Raw genomic sequence first — 17,173 nt, 5'->3', positions numbered from 1 at the left:
CGACAAATCGACTTTATTTCGTTTACAGCCATAATATGAATCAGACAATCTTCATTTAGTTCATTTTCGCAGTGAACTCCCTTTATTTATTTATTCATAATCATAAGCTTTTGTGGCCTTCCATGAAGTGAGCACGGTAGAAATAAGTGTAAAAGGAAGGAACATTGGCACGCAGTTTCACCTAACTATCGAACATATTTACCCGTTACGATTATAACATCCAATAGAATGAGAGAGTACTGCTACCCACAACGGTCTGAATGGACAGCAAAATTCATGAGGGAATTAATCGGTGAGAATGTGTGATAGAAATTGGAAAAGGAAAATTTGAACAGTGTGTTGATCTTTTTCATTGAGAATTAACTGCAAAAAGTTAAAGCGGAAAATGAAGTAGTAGAAAGGATGTTTAAGAATACTTTTGATCGACCAGGCATGCTAACGCTTTATCAACAAAAATACAAATAAAAATTATAGAGGTTTCAATATCTAATTTTCTACTTTATAATTTGATGTATTTTTTTGGTTGGAAGTTCGTTTCTATGGTCCAAACAGTGGCTTTAGCATTTGTTATCTTGAAAACTTTTAATAAATTCCATCCTTTTTCTTGTATCCATGGTTTTAAAAAACTTCTTTTTTCTACCATTTCTTCTTTTAACATTTGGCTTTCTATTGGTTCTGCTTTTCCATTTACTCGTACTTGTGTTTTCCCTTTGGAATCTACGAAGCACATTTCTATGTAGGGATTTCTATGTAATTGTTTGTATAGATCCTTGAAACTTAGGGCGTGGAATATGATACCGTTTTCATCTGCTCGATATATTTTTATTACTCTAACTCTTGACTTGTTTTCGTCAAGAGTTGCAGGATAAGTGATGGGATTTTCGTTATTTTGTTATTTCGTGCTTTTTCACACTTTCAATCCCCACAAAATCTTCTCTAAGATTTTGATTTGATGATGATTCCATTTGGTGGAATGATTATCTAAATTATCTAATAATACTTACCAAAATACAGTAACAGTCTAATGTTGCTAAACGGGTTTTTTGTATCATGCTTGTTTTTTCAATTTGTTTTACCTCTTCAAATAGAAATCGTTATTACAAATCGGAAAAATTTGTTCCAATTCAAAAGGGTTGCGAGATGTGGGCAATGTAAACTTTGCAAACAATAAAATGGATGTTTCGTTGTTTTTCCGGAAGTAGCCTTTTTTCTCAAAATCTTACAACTTTAGCCTTCATGGGGCTTCAATAATTTAAAAATGTTTGATTTAAAAGTTCCAAAAGCTTGAAAAAATTGTAGTGGTGGGTCTTTCTTTAAATTTCGAAAAAAGGGGGGAATGCAATTTTTGAGGGACCTTATAAACTATCAGAACGTAAAGGCGACTTGTCCAAGTAATGCAGTTATTAATTGGTCCTATTATAAATGCGTGCTTTCGTTTCCTTCATAAAATATTGGGAATTTCATCCGCAAAAGATCTCTCCATCATCAATTTACTAATTTATACTTTCTTTCTGAATAGGGGATGGTCTTATAGGTGTCTCTGTAGTCTGTTTATGTAAATACGGGCCCATAAGTATGCTATCGAGCTTCCTATAATGTCCCCTATGACTATACCCCACCAGGCGCCTCTTTGTCCGAAATTAAAAATAATGGCGAGAATATACGCGAATATGACTATGAAGAGTAATTGTCTTATTACAGTTAATATTAGGGAGGTCATGCCTTTTCCCACCCCTTGGAATATTGAATTTGACATAAGCCCTGGGGGCATGAAAATATAAAATAGGCACATGACCCTAAGAAATTCTGTTATTACCGGGGCTAAGTGGCTCATCTTCGGGGAATATGTGAATATAATTGAAATATATGGTGCAAGGATGAATGTTAAGATGCTCATGATCGTTGCTATGAGGATGCCTAATTTTGTGGAATAATCGTGGGCTTCTGAGAGATTATCGTATTTTCTGGCGCCATATGCCACACCAGCAACTGTAATGGTACCTGTGCCAATTGATATGATAGGGACTAGTCCTATCATGACGATCCTCCAACCAGCAGAATAGACTGCCACAGCATCTGTCCCAGCCACTGTGACAAGTATTATGTTCAAGATTGCAACACCACCAGATATTACCAGAAATTCTACACTGGCAGGCAATGCAACCTCTAGAATAGATTTCGCAACCATAAGATCGGCTTTGTAATACTTCCATGATAATCTTGTGAATGTGTCCTTTTTTTGGAAGAACCAGTATAATATGACGGCTGATACGATAAACTGTGATGCTAATGTCGCCCAAGCCGCACCAGCAATCCCTAATCCTAGTAGGTAGATGAGTATTGGGTCAAGTATCATGTTGATTATGGATGAGACTATCATAGCATACATTGTACGTTGGGTATCACCTTCACCCCTTAAGATCCCATAGGCAGAACCGTTAAATAACATGAAAAGTGTACCAGCGAAGACTATACGACCATATACAACAGAAAGGTTAAAAGCGTCTTTAGAACCTAAAATTAAAAGCAGATCCACCAAGAAGAACTCAAGTATTCCCGTTATAATAATTGAGATGATGATGGTGATTATTATGACATGTATTGCACTGTTGTTCATTTTTTTCTTGTCACCGGCCCCTATACACCTTGAGATGGAAGATGCTGCGCCGGCTCCAAGACCATTTGATAAGCCTACGAGTATCATATAAAGGGGTGTGACAAACCCAATAGCCGCGAGAGCGTTACCTCCCAAGCCCGAAACCCATATGGCATCTACTAAATTGTAGGTTGACATTAGGAGCATTGCTATGATAAGATGGCCTGAGAGTTTCCAGATGGCCTTTTTAGGGTCTCCTGTGATGATTGTAACACCTTTTGTTTCATTCTTTTTTGTTTTTTTGTTCCTTTTCATGGGACATCACGTTATTTTATAAAAGGAGAGTATTATGGGCGGATCAATCTTCAGTTTGGGGGGGTTTTTCATGCTCTTATAGGATGTTTCACTTTTTACAAAATGTTGTGGGGATAGTTTCTACTTAACATAGAATGTTTAAGTTCTTTTTGTTTGGATTCTGGGGGTGAAGAGAGTAGCATTACAAGAATTCAAGGAATAGTAAGTGGGTATATTAAATATATAAGTTCTCCCCTTATGGTTCATTTTCACAAAAAAGGAAGATTTGACAAGTATTTGGGGTATATTATCTTTTTCTGGTTTTAGCTGCTAATTTCCATTTCCCACATTTTCATCAGCTATTTGCTTTGATAGCTTCTGTGTCATCCTCCATTTGTGGTCATCGATTATGGGGTCAAAAAACTTTATATTTTAAATGTTCGCTTTTGGATAAACCTAGATTGGACGCATATTTTGAATTAAATCACCTTTTAATGTCTTATTTTATTAGAGTGAGTGCTTTTCTTTGTGTTGGGGGAATAGCCCTTGTCACCATCATTATTATTTGTGATCCGTTTTAAGAAATTCCGATTAATGGGATGTTTGTACTGGTAAGTTGCATGGTATTGGAATCTGTGTAGCTGACTCCGTAGGCGCTGCCTTCCTCTTTATACACTTCTTTTAGTAATAATCCTGTTGTCTTATCATAATATCTTGTGATTTGAAGTTTAATGCCTTCTTCTTCCTCTTTGGCGGTGGTTACCCAGCATTCGATCTTTTTACCCATGATATTTATTGTCTTGGAGCCTGTTACGGTCTCTTCTCCCACGTTTTCACCTTCTGATCCTTTAATTGGTACTGAATCCCCTTCTACGAAGCCTCTAGGTAGGAATATGTAAGATGAATATGTTCCATTTTCATCTTCGAAAGTCTCAGGATCAAATGCCCAAGATTGGCTCTGAATAGGCTCTCGGTATACTGATCCAGTTAACCATATTGTTTCACCACTTCTTTTTATGTTTTCTTCTATTTGCCCGTTTGTTGTACTTTTATAGGTAATATTAACATCCATCTGATAGGATTTCTCGTTGACTTTGCCTTTCACTTCATAATTTGCATAGGAGTTGGGGTTGGGTATTATATTTACTGGTCCCATGCCACTGGTTTCCGGCTCTGAAAAAGGATCCCACAAACTATTATATTCTAGAATTTCAGGGTCCTTGTCTTCAACGTCGAAGACTAATAAGAAGCTTTTATTTTCCCCTGGGGGTATTTGAACGTTCTCGGGTACATCAGTGCCATGGCCATAAAAGTTTAAATAACCTATATATTCACCGTTACTGAGTAAACTGAAATCGGTTGAAGAGATAGTTAGAGGATTATTACCATTATTTTTTACTGTGACGTTCGTTATAATAAACCTACTATAAGTTGGAAAATAATTACCAGTGATACTATCTGCTGTATATGCTGCATTCACTGTCACAGTGGCATCTGCATTAATTAAAAGACAACCAATGGCATAAATTGCTAAAACTGTTATCAATAAATATCCAAAAGATGCTACAACCATCTTCCAAGGGGTGCCCGACCTAAAACCAGGTATTCTATTTATAAAACCACTCTTAAATGTACTTTCACTCTCTATTTTCGGTTTTAAAGGCGCTCCACAACTTATACAAAAATTTGAAGTATCAGGATTTTCAGCTCCACATTTCGGACAATACAAAAAGAACCTCCCCCCTTTATTTATAAGTGTGTTTTTGGCTACCACATTAACGAACAATAAATGAATGTTTATGAAATAAATAATTTTTGGCTTTCATTTTTCATTAGTGTGGGGGATCTTTCATTGATAAATTTGACGGCCTTTTGCCCTGAAGTAAGTGGTATATCATTTAAAATAAAAAATTTTAGGATAAAGGTGTCCTCCCTTAGGGGGGATATTGGGAGCTGGTAGGAGGTAAAGTTGTGAAGAAGGTGCTTTTTGTTTGTTGGAATAATTCTGGAAGATCCCAGATGGCTGAAGCCTTCCTCAAGAACATGTATGGTGAATATTATGAAGTTTATAGTGGTGGAGCCGAACCAAAGCCTATAAACCCTTCTGTAGTTAAAGTTATGGAAGAAATTGGCATAAGCATGAAAGGCCACAAACCAAAAAGTCTTAAAGAGTTTCAAGGAAAAAAATTCGATATAATAGTAACTCTCTGTGAAGATAAATGTCCAGTATTACCAGAAGCTGAAAAGTACATCCATGTCAGATTCCCAGATCCTAAAAATGCAAATATTGAAACATTACGCAGAATCAGAGATGATATCCAGGAATGGATCAGAAAAGAACTAAAACCCCAAAATATGATAGAACATTAGAGACTATTTTAGTGGTATTCTGCCATCATAAAACCCTTGGAGTATGGTAGCATAGGCTTCTCCAACTTCCATTGAAACTTTAAGATCATCCCTTGTGTAATCCCTCTGGGGGTTTCCGAGGACTATCTGGCCCAAAACCCTATTATTGGATTTCACGGCCACTGATAAAAATCTTCGGATGATCTTGTGGCCTTCTGGTATTCCATGAGCTGTTGGGTGGTTTTCAGGGTCGTTGGTGAAGAATGATTTGCCAGTGTCCATGGAATATCCTAGTAATCCTCCATACTTTCCATTTTTCGGGCGTTTAAACCGCGCCTCCCCTATACTCTCGTAATAATTACATTCACTTGTAACCTTTGAAAATACTATAGCAACGCTGTCACCATTTTTTGGGTCTATGTATGTCACGTAGCAATATTTGCTATCTGTTAGTATTCTAAGTTCATCGAATATTATCTGGGCTGCTTCTTTAACCGTGGATGCTCCTTTAATTTTTTCAGTTACTATCTTTATCCTATACATTGCAGGATCCCATCAATTTAAAGTTTTTCCGAGTCCGACATATGAGAGTATCTTTTCCGTGTCTTTACCCAGTATTTTCTTTGAACGTTTTTGACATTCTCTGATGACTGATTTGAGGTCTTCTTCACCTCTCCAGTATTCTTCTAGGAGTTCGTAGCCGTTTTTTTCTGCTATTTTTCCCAGGATTAGTGAAGATAAGTATATGTCGTCGATGTAACCTTGTGGCCTGTATATTTCTTCGGGTAGGATATCATAGGGGGCTACGAAGTATCCTAGTGCGGTGCATATCATATTGAGTTTTAACTCCGTAAAATGGGCTCTTATAAAAATGAATTGAGTTTCTTCATTTAGGATTTCAAAATCCGCGCCAAGATCATGATATTCTCTGTATTCATGCAATATCTTGCTGCAGAATGAGTGGATAGTGGAAACTTGCATTTTTTCAACATCTAAACCCACACATTTTGTTAAACGATTTTTAAGCTCCTCAGCAGCCTTTTCAGTAAATGTTATAACAAGTATGCTTTCAGGGTCTACCTTTTCCCTTTTTATAAGATAGGCCACTTTTTCGATGATTACACGAGTTTTACCCGTCCCAGGCCCGGCTATTATAAGTAGCGGCCCTTCATTGTATTTCACAGCTTCTTTTTGGGTTTCTGTACATTCATCTTGGCTATCGCATAATGATCTGGTCATCCTAATGATTTGGAATTATCTTTCATGATAATATTAGGATGAAGAAGAATGATTCTATCGTGAAGTGTAGGGCTCTATGGTAGAGCCAACCATGTTCTAGGCCTGTGATCTGGTGATATACATCTACTATTAGGTGTATTAGAGCTGCTAGGAATCCTATTTCAACTGATAGGAAGACAAATGAAAGGATTATGAAGTGGAACAATGCTTCTAGGCCTTCGTGTATGAGCCATAATTGTATGTTGGAGTGGACGGTCTCCCTTATAATACCGGCTAATATTATATAAAAGTCTGTGAAGGTTGTCCAGAGTATTCTTGTGTGCAGCTCGTCGCTTATCGCGAGGAAGACCGCTATATAAAACCATATAAGTTCCATTAATATCCACCATAAAATATTAGGGAAGTTAGCTTATTTAGTAAGGGATATATTATTTAGTATACTAATTCTAATAAAACTTTTCCAAAAATACTACCCGGGTTCCATGGGGGTATATTGACATGGGCAGTGAAATACCCAAGGATTATGATCATAGGAATGAAACTAAATGGCAAAACAAATGGGAAGAACAAGGATTATACAAGTTTAAGGGTGATGAGACAAGACCCCAGTATATAATTGACACACCACCACCTTATCCAACTGGGTCTATACACATGGGCCATGTCTTGAATTGGGTTTACATGGATATAATCGCCCGTTTCAAGAGGATGAGGGGATATGATGTGTTATTCCCACAGGGGTGGGATTGTCATGGGCTCCCAACCGAAGTAAAGGTTGAAGAAACCTATAATATAAGGAAGGGTGACATACCCAGGGAGGAATTCAGGGAACTTTGCATAGAACTCACAACAGAGAACATAAAGCGGATGAAAAGCCAGATGAAAAGATTAGGTTTCAGCCAGGACTGGAGCACAGAATTCGTAACAATGACACCAGAGTACATGAAAAAAACACAATTATCATTTCTTAAAATGTATAGGGATGGTCTGATCTATAGGGGTGTGCACCCGGTTAATTGGTGTCCAAGGTGCGAGACAGCCATAGCATTTGCAGAAGTAGAATATATAGAAAATGAAACAAACCTAAACTATCTAAAATTCCCACTAGAAGATTCAGGTTACCTCGAGATAGCCACTACAAGACCTGAACTTTTAGCAGCTTGTGTAGCAGTCGCAGTACACCCAGAGGATGAAAGATACGCTAATCTGAAGGGTAAAAGCGTCCAAGTCCCCATATTCAACCACAAGGTCGAGATAATAGAGGACGAGGACGTTGACCCGGAATTTGGGACAGGAGCAGTTATGATATGTACATTCGGTGATAAAACAGACGTAACATGGGTCAACCGCCACAACCTGGATATAATAGAGGCCATAGACGAAAAAGGACAAATGACAGAAGCAGCAGGCAAATACAGCGGCCTCAGCATAAAAGAGTGTAAAGAGAAGATAATAGAAGACCTCAAAGCCGAGGGCCACCTTATAAAACAAGAGAGGATAAAACAGAACCTCGGCGTCTGCTGGAGGTGCAAAACACCCATCGAAATCCTAGTAAAGAAACAATGGTTCGTAGCTGTGAAAAAGCTCATAGATGATGTCATAGAAGCTGCAGAGGAAATGAAATGGATACCAGAACATATGAAGACAAGACTATTAAACTGGACCGGGTCCATGGACTGGGACTGGTGCATCTCAAGACAGAGAGTATTCGCAACACCAATACCAGTATGGTACTGTAAAAAATGTGGCAAAACACACCTAGCAACAGAGGAAATGCTACCAGTAGACCCCACCCAAACCAAACCAGACTTCAAATGCGAATGCGGCAGCGAAGAATTCATCGGAGAAGAGGATGTACTAGACACATGGATGGACAGTTCAATATCGCCACTAGCAGTTGCTGGCTGGCCAAAACCAGAATATAAAAAGCTATTCCCAGCAACTTTAAGGCCGCAGGGACATGACATAATACGAACATGGGCATTCTACACCATACTAAGATGTAAGGCCCTCACAGGCCAAAAACCATTCCATGAGATCATAATAAATGGTATGGTGTTCGGTGAGGACGGGCATAAAATGAGCAAATCAAGGGGCAATGTTATAACACCAGAAGAAGTCCTAGAAGATTATGGTGCTGACGCACTCCGATTATGGGCCTCAAATAGTGTCCCTGGCTCGGATGTTCCATTTGCTTGGAAAGATGTGAAGTACGCTTATAAGTTCCTCAGGAAATTCTGGAACGCATTCAGGTTCATAAGCTTCCACCTTGAAGATGTGAAAGAAAAACCCAAACCACTAGACCAGTGGATACTATCGAAGCTCAACAGGCTAATAAAAGAAGTTACAAGGGCCCTTGAAGATTACAATTTCGCAAAGGCCATAAATAGTATACAAATGTTCATCTGGCACCAATTCTGTGACGAATACATAGAAGCGGTCAAATACCGCCTATATTCCAATGATGACCCCGAATCGAAAAGAGCAGCTCAATGGACATTAAACAAGGTCCTTGAAACATCATTAAGGTTATTAGCTCCAATGGCGCCACACTTCACAGAAGAGATCCACCAACACATAGCCACTGGATCAATACATACAAAAGAGTGGCCAAGTGTCCAGGAGGAATATATCAGTGATGAAATAGAAGCCAAAGGGGACCTTGCAGTAGAGATCATAGGCGCCCTAAGGAGGTTCAAATCATCCAATAGGATACCATTGAACGCTCCACTAGAAAAAGTGAACATCTACACAACAGAAAACCTCTACGATACAATAAAAGACTACCTAAACGACATCAAAGGCACAATGAATATACAAAAACTGGAGCTTATAATAGGCAAACCAAAGATAAAAGAACATGTAAAAGAACTCAAACCAGTAATGGAGAAGATAGGCCCTAAGTTCAGGGCTGACGCCCCTAAGATACTAGCATTCATAGAATCCGCGGACCCAGAGGAAATATATGAAAGGCTAGAAACTTATGGTATGATAGAAATCGAAGGCCACAAATTAACAAGAGAATACTTTAAGATTAAAAAGGAGGCCCTTGGCGCCACAGGAGAAAAAGTGGAGATAATACACCTAGATGATATAATATTAGAGATTGTACCGTGACCATATATGGAGCTTAAAATCCGGAAATCCCCTAGGATCTATGGTATGGTGGATGCACCACCCTCTAAGAGTTACACCCATCGCAGCATCATAATAGCATCACTTGCAAGGGGCGCATCAACCCTATACAATCCACTAGAAGCCGAGGATACACTGGCCTCGGCCCATGCTTGCAAGAAATTCGGGGCCAAAATAGAAGAGAAAAAAGGAGAATGGATAATAGAGGGCGTGGATGGGCGGCCAAGCACGCCGGATGATGTTTTAGATCTTAAAAATTCTGGCACGAGCTTGCGTATATTAACTTCGGTCGCTGGATTGGCAGAAAATTACACTATCCTTACTGGTGATGAGTCTCTTCGTTCACGTCCAATGCAGGATCTTTTGGATGCCCTCAGACCACTTGGGGTTGAAGCGGTATCATCTAGGATGAATGGGAGGCCACCAATCATAGTAAAAGGGGGATTTAAGGGTGGTAAGACTAGCATCTCTGGTGGTGTGAGTTCACAGTTTATATCCTCTATACTTATAGCGGCGCCATTATCAGAGTATGGTGTGGAACTTAAAATTGAAGGGGATTTCATTTCAAAACCATACGTGGATATGACATTAGATGTTATGAGAAAATTTAATGTCATGGTAGAATTTAACCCGGAAGAGAGAATATTCTATGTTGAACCTGGAGAGTATACTGGCAAGGATTATCAAGTGGAGGGTGATTATTCATCTGCATCATATCTCTTGGGTGCAGTCGCTGCCGTTGGCGGGGAACTCACAATCAGAAACCTTCCAAAGGATTCGAAACAAGGGGATAAAATAATATTGGATGTGCTAGAGGATATGGGGGCCACCATCCATAGGGGACAAGAGAGTGTTAAAATAGAATGTGATGGTAGACTACAGGGTGTAGAGGTCGACTTACATGATAGTCCTGATCTACTACCTACAGTGGCCGTCCTAGGAGCCCTTGCAGAGGGCACGACCAGGATACATGGAGTGGAACATGCCCGTTTCAAAGAGACTGACAGAATAAAAACTTGTACAATGGAACTTTCACGCTTGGGAGTGCCAGTAGAGGAGAAAAGGGATGGTATGATCATAAAAGGTGGCAAGATAACTGGGGATACAGTATATTCCCATGGTGATCATCGTCTTGTAATGGCATTCACACTCATAGGCCTCAAGGCAGGTTTGAGAATAAAAGATGCTGAAGCATATAAGGTATCATTTCCAGATTTTATTAATATTCTGGCAAGTTTGGGTTGCAGATTAGAGGTGTGCGAAAATGGGTAAAAAGATTGTAATATTTGGAGATTATGATTCTGGGAAGACAACAACCCTAGAAAAGTTATGTGAAAAGATCGTGAAGGTTGAATACAATGGGATTACAGTAGCCCTTGATTATGGTAACATAACCTTAGATGGTGAAAAGATACATCTTTTCGCCACACCAGGTCATGAAAGGTTCAGGTTCATGTTGGAGATAATAGCAAATGGCCTGGACGGGGCTATAATAGTGGTTGATAATAGTAGGGGTGTTACAGCTGTAGAAGAGCGTATAATGGACTCATTAGAAGATGCGAATATACCTTATGTTGTATTTGCGAATAAACAGGATTTGGATGATTCCACCCTTGAAATAAGTAGGGGAGTTGATGTTATACCCACAATAGCGACCGAGAATGCGGGACTCCTAGAGGGTCTTAAAATACTCTTAGGAAAAATTTCATGAAGATAGTTAAGATAATCAAGATTCTTAGAAAGTTTTATAATCTGCGCGTATTCGAGGATAGAGACCCTTATAGGGTTCTTATAAGGACCATATTGTCGCAGCGTACAAGGGATGAGAATACTGATGAGGCCAGTAATAGACTATTCCAAGAATATCCAACAGTAAAAGATATTGCAGAGGCGCCAGTTGAAAGGATAGAACAGCTTATAAGGCCGGCTGGATTTTATAGGGTGAAGGCTAGAAGAATAAAAGAAGTCTCAAGGATTATATTGGAAGAGTATAATGGTAGAGTGCCCAGCAAATTAGAGGATTTATTAGAGTTGCCTGGGGTGGGTAGGAAGACTGCGAATTGCGTACTTGTATACGCGTATGGGAAGGCTGCCATACCAGTTGATACCCATGTTCACCGTATAAGTAATAGGTTGGGCCTTGTTGATACAAAGACTCCAGAGGAGACCGAAAAAAGGTTGAGGGAGATAGTCCCGAAGGAGTATTGGATTGAACTTAATGATCTTTTCGTACAATTTGGACAGGACATTTGCAAGCCCATAAGTCCTAGACATGATGAATGTCCAATAAGGGAATATTGTAGATACTATAGGCTACTTTCTACCTAGTTTTGCTATTTTCTCGGCGAATCTTTCAAGAACCTTCTTTGAGAGGCCTTCCACGTATTTGAGGGAACCTGCACATTCATGGCCGCCACCGTCAATGGCCGCCTCTGGTATTTCTTCGGCGAGTTCCCATACTATCTTATTTAGGTTGAATCCGAAGTTTTCATGGACTGCATCAGTGGCTCTTATCACGCTAAAATCGGGTCCATAGGCTAATGTTATTATGGGTTTGTCTTCTCCGTGCTTTTGCACCACATAATCATGTACGAAACCGCAGGTTTTACCTGGGGCTGGGAATGTGAAACGATGGGAGTATTTTTCCACGTCTAATACGTTGAGTAGTATGCCATTTGGCAGTTTTTTTGATTTTACGTGTGGTAGGGCGGCTCTTAGCTGTGATTTCACCCTCTTTTCATATTCTTTGTAGAGTGCTTCAACGAGTTTTTTATGTTTGTCGAGGCTTCCCAAGCCTAGTATTGTGTCTATTATCCCCCGGCCATTCATGAACCTTAGGTAGAATGCTTCGAAGTCTATGCAAGCTGCGATCTTCTCTAGGTCTTCTCTTGTGTACCCTTTTGATTTTGCGAGTTCTATGTATTTTTCTGCTTCCGGGGAATCTGCATGGTCTCCTACCACTGCTATGCCTGGTAGGTGCAATATGCGTTCTTCTATTTCTGGGTTTATCATCTTGGCTATTTCAACTGAGAGAGCGCCCGCCGTAAGTTGGGAATCCCCTCCGACAAGGTAGGGATTCACATGTACATCAACATAATCATCTACTTCCACTCTCCCATCAGTTACTTCTCCGGGATAGTGGTGGTCTATTACCACGATTTCGATATCATATATTTTGGCTTTTAAGAGAGCTAGTATATCCTCTTCGGTGGACCCATTATCTAATAATACTATTAGGGGAAGTTTTTGCCCGAATCTTTCCATATCTTCAAGTGCATATGTTAAATCCTTCACAACATCTTCTAATTCATAAAATGGGGCTTTGCTCGGTTTTCTCTTGAAGTAGTGCCATTCTGCTTCTATGTTCGGATTTAACTCCTTGAGGAGTGGTATGACAGCCTTTTCTATTGCCACACCAGCACAGATACCATCGGCATCGGCATGATGCCTTACGAGGATTGATCTACCATCGAATATGGCCCTTCTTATGGCTTTAGCAGCTTCTATCATCCTGGGTCTTAACCTTTCTAGGATTTCGCTTTCAATGAGTAGGTCTGTCTTCTTGGGTTCCGCCCTCTGATCTATGGCCTCATCGATTAACCTCCGAGCCTCCGAGGCTTCTTTACCTATAAGGCGTTCTATTATTTCTGATTCTATCTGTATTCTTCCACCGTGTTGGTTAACTTCCCCTATAACCTCTACTATGTGGCCTACTTGTATGTGGGGGTAGGCTCTTATACCTGGTTCGTCAAATGCAGCTACTGAGGTTGTTCCTGTCTCATCAGATATTATGAAGATTGTGGGCCCTGTTGTCTGTTGGATTTGTATGACCTCTCCAACGATACGTATGGTCTTCCCAAGGCTCTTGTTGTCAATTTTCGCTATCCTGGTTCTTGGAATGTCCTTTTTTATTTTAACAACTTCATAGGAGCTGCTTATGGAGGCTGGTAGGAGGTCGACTTCTCCCTTGTAATGGTTTATCTGGGCTACTTTCACGAGTACTTCGTCCCCTATCTTGTAATCTGGGAATAGACCGCGCATCAGCCCCCATACTTTATTGTTCAAACTTACAAAGACACCATAATCTTCTATTCTTGTTATTTTACCCTTGTATATTTTGTCCCTTTGAAGGTCTTCTATGGTGCAGGCCGGATGTAATATGTAAACTTTATCTTTTTTCTGGCAGTTTGGACAATATTTGCTTGTTCCTTCGATTATTTTACCACATTTGGGGCATATGTTTATTTCTCCTTTACCATCACATGCACTGCATCTTTCTCTAACTTCGATTTCTCCTTTGCCTTTACATACTGGACAAGGCACCTCCTGTGTATCTTCTAGGTGAAACTTTTGTTTTGCACTTTCGGGGAGTCCTTTAATATGTTTGCTTATATCCTCGGTTGATTGGAAGCCTGTACCGTGACAGGCCTCACAGATTTTGTAACTTTTAACCTTGTAACCCTTACCTTTACATTCGCTGCATTTCCTGATCATAGAATCATCATCCATGTTAGAATCATATGTAATGAATATCCACCCCACTTATATATAGGGTGTACTTATTAGAATTTTTGTTGTAACTTTGAGACCCGGGGTGAATCATAGTGCCCAGGTTGGAGGATAGGGTCCTGGATTTTATAAGGGATAGGAGTCACGAGGATGGGGGATATACTTTATATGAGGGGCTCCCTGATTCGAAGAATACATACTATGCCATTAAGAGTTTTCAGTTACTCGGCGAGGAACCGGAGAATTTCGAAAAGACCCTTAAATGGCTTGAAGAAGTCCATAGAAGAGGATCATTCGCCGCCCAAGGATTATTTTACAGGTGCAGTATACTCAAAGAATATGATAGAAACTATAGGATACCTGAAAGGTTTATCAAGAGATTAGAGGGGACCTATCAGAGATCCCAACTCGAAATAACCTATTATATAGATTCAGTGCTTAGAATGCATGATATAATATTAGATGATATCGTGGATTGGATCATATCGCAACAAAATCCTGATGGGGGCTTTGGAAAATATGGATCAGATATAATAAACACACAATATGCCCTTGAAATTTTAAAAGCCCACAAATACAAACCCAATAAAAAGGATATAAGAGATTATCTTAAAGATTGTGAAGATAATGGATTATGGTCTTTCACACCCATCTCCTACCCACCATATATAGAAACAGTATATGCAGGTTTTAGGATAAGCGAAATACTAAACCTTAAATTTGAAAACAAAGATAATATTTTAAGATTTGTATTATCATTACAAAACAGTGACGGTGGATTCAGGAGATCATCATATCTTGGTATATCTGAATTAGAATACACTTACAAGGCCCTCTATATTATAAAATCTATGGAATTGTAGAATAAAAGGGCATGACGGAGAATAAAACAATGAACAAATATCATGGGTTCCATCATAGGGGCCCATCATTATTCCTTTTCATACTATTATTATTATTTTTACCATTCTTTTTCCTAGTTTTTGCTGGGAGTGTGATGATAGCATTCACACGCCTTGGAATACCACCAGCATTAGCATATTCCCTTTTTTGGTTGTCACTGATTGGAAGTGGTATAAACATCCCCATAAAAGAGTGGATAAGTGAAGTAGAAGAGATAAGGGAGATAAGATTTTTCGGGATAAATTATAGGATACCATACCATGGTATGAAAAAAACAGTACTCGCAGTAAACCTTGGAGGGGCTATAATACCCATCATAATAGTGGTATATGAACTTTTACGCTTATCTAATAATCCGCAACTCATATTCAACTCTATGATCGCGATAATGATAGTTACTATAGTATGTAAAATATTTGCACGGCCCATAAAAGGACTTGGGATAGCTATTCCTGCTTTCATACCACCACTTGCAGCGGCGATAACAGCACTAACCATTGGTGGAGAGAATCCAGTTGTGGTCGCATACATTTCAGGGACTATGGGGGCCCTGATAGGAGCTGACATCTTAAACCTTCATAAAATAAAAGATTTAGGCGCTCCAATAGCAAGTATAGGAGGGGCTGGGACCTTCGATGGAATATTCCTTTCGGGAATAATAGCTGTCCTACTAATATGAACACACTTGTTCCAGCATCAAGGAACCCTACATGAAAATGATAATTGAGAACTTCCTTTAAACGAACCCTACACAATGGATTTTTATCATCCTCCTTAATGTCTAAACTTTTTTTTGGGCTTTCGTCTTCCCAAAGTTTGATGTGGAGGTGTTAAGGGCCGTGGAGGATTACCATGTTGGAGTATCTGGGGGAAATTTTTAAAATTTTTAAGGGCATATAAAAGTTAGCTAGTGAAATTTGGAGGATAAGCTATGAAGAGGGCGGGTAAATTTATAATACTTCTTGGATTGGTTAGTCTTTTTGCCGATATGACATATGAGGGTGCAAGGGGTATAACAGGACCATTCCTTTTAATGTTAGGTGCGAGCGCCACGATGGTAGGTTTTGCCAGTGGCCTGGGAGAACTTTCAGGTTATATTATACGACTTTTCTCAGGGTATATTGCTGATAAGACTCGTCGTTATTGGTTCATCACATTCACAGGCTATATTATGAATTTGGTGGTTGTCCCATTGCTTGCATTAGCCTTTAGTTGGCAGTTAGCGATTCTATTGATAATCCTTGAAAGGATAGGGAAGGGTTTCAGGACACCGGCTAGGGATGTTATGTTGTCATATGCTACAAGCCAGGTAGGTCATGGGTGGGGTTTTGGCATTCATGAGGCCCTCGACCAGATAGGGGCTATATTGGGGCCTTTGATGGTCTTTCTTGTATTATACTTTAAAGGAGGTTATAGGACAGGTTTCATATTCCTTGGAGTGCCCGCGGTTTTTGCCATTTTAACATTAACTGTGGCATATTTTCTGTTTCCAAGCCCACAAAAATTGGAGGTTGGGAGAGCAGAGCCCTTGAGGTCTCCTAGTTTGGTCTTCTGGTTGTATCTTGGTGTTGTATGTCTTATAGGTGCTGGTTATGCTGATTTTCCCCTTATTGGATACCATTTTAAGAATGTGATGCTATTTAGTGATTTCATGATACCGGTGTTGTATGCCCTTGCGATGCTTGTGGATGCTCTTTCAGCATTATTATTTGGGAAATTTTTCGATTATTATGGTTTCAGGGTTATGATTGTATCTGTTATATTATCTTCGTTATTCGCTCCTTTGGCATTCCTTGGTGGGGTTCTGGTGGCTGTTTTTGGTGTTATATTATGGGGTGTTGGCATGGGCGCCCAAGAGTCTATTATGAGAGCTGCTATAGCGAGGATAATCCCATCTGATAAGCGGGGATCCGCTTATGGCATCTTCAATTTATTATTTGGTTTTTCATGGTTCCTTGGCAGCCTCATTATGGGCATACTCTATGAAATCTCGTTGTTAGCCTTGGTCGTTTTTTCTGTTATAATGCAACTTTTAGCTATTCCTTTACTTTTCAGGATAGAAAAGAGTTTATGAGTGGGCCGGGCGAGATTCGAACTCGCGACCACCTCGTTGTGAGCGAGGTATCCTAACCCCTAGACCACCGGCCC

The 17,173-nt window shown here is 39.6% G+C and carries 15 protein-coding genes and 1 tRNA gene; 8 read left to right on the top strand and 8 right to left on the bottom strand.

Features of this window, described 5'->3' with window-relative positions:
• Positions 1-499 precede the first annotated feature (499 nt).
• The 3 genes from QFX38_06360 to QFX38_06350 all read right to left on the bottom strand — a co-directional run bounded on the left by QFX38_06360 (position 500) and on the right by QFX38_06350 (position 4,436).
• Positions 500-874, bottom strand: coding sequence for a pyridoxamine 5'-phosphate oxidase family protein (locus QFX38_06360; GenBank protein ID MDI9624491.1), 375 nt, complete (start codon positions 872-874; stop codon positions 500-502).
• A 654-nt stretch (positions 875-1,528) separates the two neighbouring features.
• A complete protein-coding gene (locus QFX38_06355) occupies positions 1,529-2,911 on the bottom strand; it encodes an MATE family efflux transporter (GenBank protein ID MDI9624490.1) in 1,383 nt (460 codons plus the stop codon).
• Between the two features lie 556 nt (positions 2,912-3,467).
• The gene (locus QFX38_06350) at positions 3,468-4,436 is read right to left on the bottom strand and encodes a DUF4352 domain-containing protein (protein ID MDI9624489.1); all 969 of its coding nucleotides are present in this window, start codon (positions 4,434-4,436) and stop codon (positions 3,468-3,470) included.
• Positions 4,437-4,861: 425 nt separating this feature from the next.
• Between QFX38_06350 and QFX38_06345 the strand changes: the two genes are divergently transcribed.
• Entirely contained in the window at positions 4,862-5,260 is a 399-nt protein-coding gene (locus QFX38_06345; protein MDI9624488.1) for an arsenate reductase ArsC, read from the top strand.
• A gap of 3 nt (positions 5,261-5,263) precedes the next feature.
• Here QFX38_06345 and QFX38_06340 read toward each other — a convergent pair whose 3' ends face one another.
• The 3 genes from QFX38_06340 to QFX38_06330 are packed head-to-tail and all read right to left on the bottom strand — an operon-like array spanning position 5,264 to position 6,854.
• Complete coding sequence (locus tag QFX38_06340; GenBank protein MDI9624487.1) at positions 5,264-5,782, bottom strand: GAF domain-containing protein; 519 nt, start codon at positions 5,780-5,782, stop codon at positions 5,264-5,266.
• 12 nt (positions 5,783-5,794) lie between these two features.
• On the bottom strand, positions 5,795-6,478 hold the full coding sequence (locus tag QFX38_06335; protein MDI9624486.1) for a UvrD-helicase domain-containing protein: 684 nt from the start codon (positions 6,476-6,478) through the stop codon (positions 5,795-5,797).
• Positions 6,479-6,500: 22 nt separating this feature from the next.
• Positions 6,501-6,854 carry a hypothetical protein gene (locus tag QFX38_06330; GenBank protein ID MDI9624485.1) on the bottom strand — a complete coding sequence of 118 codons (354 nt, stop codon included), beginning with the start codon at positions 6,852-6,854 and terminating at the stop codon, positions 6,501-6,503.
• Positions 6,855-6,976: 122 nt separating this feature from the next.
• Between QFX38_06330 and QFX38_06325 the strand changes: the two genes are divergently transcribed.
• From QFX38_06325 to nth, 4 genes are read left to right on the top strand one after another with little or no spacing between them, the layout of a single operon-like run.
• A complete protein-coding gene (locus tag QFX38_06325; GenBank protein MDI9624484.1) occupies positions 6,977-9,595 on the top strand; it encodes a valine--tRNA ligase in 2,619 nt (872 codons plus the stop codon).
• Between the two features lie 6 nt (positions 9,596-9,601).
• Entirely contained in the window at positions 9,602-10,885 is a 1,284-nt protein-coding gene (gene aroA, locus QFX38_06320; GenBank protein ID MDI9624483.1) for a 3-phosphoshikimate 1-carboxyvinyltransferase, read from the top strand.
• Entirely contained in the window at positions 10,878-11,324 is a 447-nt protein-coding gene (locus QFX38_06315) for a GTP-binding protein (protein ID MDI9624482.1), read from the top strand. Before aroA ends, QFX38_06315 begins: the two co-directional genes overlap by 8 nt.
• Positions 11,321-11,941, top strand: a complete 621-nt coding sequence (gene nth / locus QFX38_06310) for an endonuclease III (GenBank protein ID MDI9624481.1) — start codon at positions 11,321-11,323, stop codon at positions 11,939-11,941. The genes QFX38_06315 and nth overlap by 4 nt, the downstream gene beginning before the upstream one ends.
• On the opposite strand, the gene QFX38_06305 is transcribed toward nth, so the two are convergent.
• Positions 11,927-14,107, bottom strand: a complete 2,181-nt coding sequence (locus tag QFX38_06305; protein MDI9624480.1) for a DHH family phosphoesterase — start codon at positions 14,105-14,107, stop codon at positions 11,927-11,929. The two genes, nth and QFX38_06305, sit on opposite strands and share 15 nt — an antisense overlap.
• A 110-nt stretch (positions 14,108-14,217) precedes the next feature.
• Here QFX38_06305 and QFX38_06300 point away from each other — a divergent pair, with 110 nt between their 5' ends.
• The 3 genes from QFX38_06300 to QFX38_06290 all read left to right on the top strand — a co-directional run bounded on the left by QFX38_06300 (position 14,218) and on the right by QFX38_06290 (position 17,099).
• Complete coding sequence (locus QFX38_06300; GenBank protein ID MDI9624479.1) at positions 14,218-14,985, top strand: prenyltransferase/squalene oxidase repeat-containing protein; 768 nt, start codon at positions 14,218-14,220, stop codon at positions 14,983-14,985.
• 29 nt (positions 14,986-15,014) lie between these two features.
• Entirely contained in the window at positions 15,015-15,704 is a 690-nt protein-coding gene (locus QFX38_06295; protein MDI9624478.1) for a DUF1614 domain-containing protein, read from the top strand.
• A 252-nt stretch (positions 15,705-15,956) separates the two neighbouring features.
• Positions 15,957-17,099: an MFS transporter gene (locus QFX38_06290; protein ID MDI9624477.1), complete on the top strand. Its 1,143-nt coding sequence runs from the start codon at positions 15,957-15,959 to the stop codon at positions 17,097-17,099.
• Position 17,100: 1 nt separating this feature from the next.
• On the opposite strand, the gene QFX38_06285 is transcribed toward QFX38_06290, so the two are convergent.
• A tRNA-Val gene (locus QFX38_06285) sits at positions 17,101-17,173 on the bottom strand.

Source organism: Methanothermobacter sp. (assembly GCA_030055615.1).
GTDB lineage: Archaea > Methanobacteriota > Methanobacteria > Methanobacteriales > DSM-23052 > Methanothermobacter_A.
Note: the sequence above shows the minus strand (reverse complement) of the source record. Positions and strands in the feature narration are given on the sequence as shown.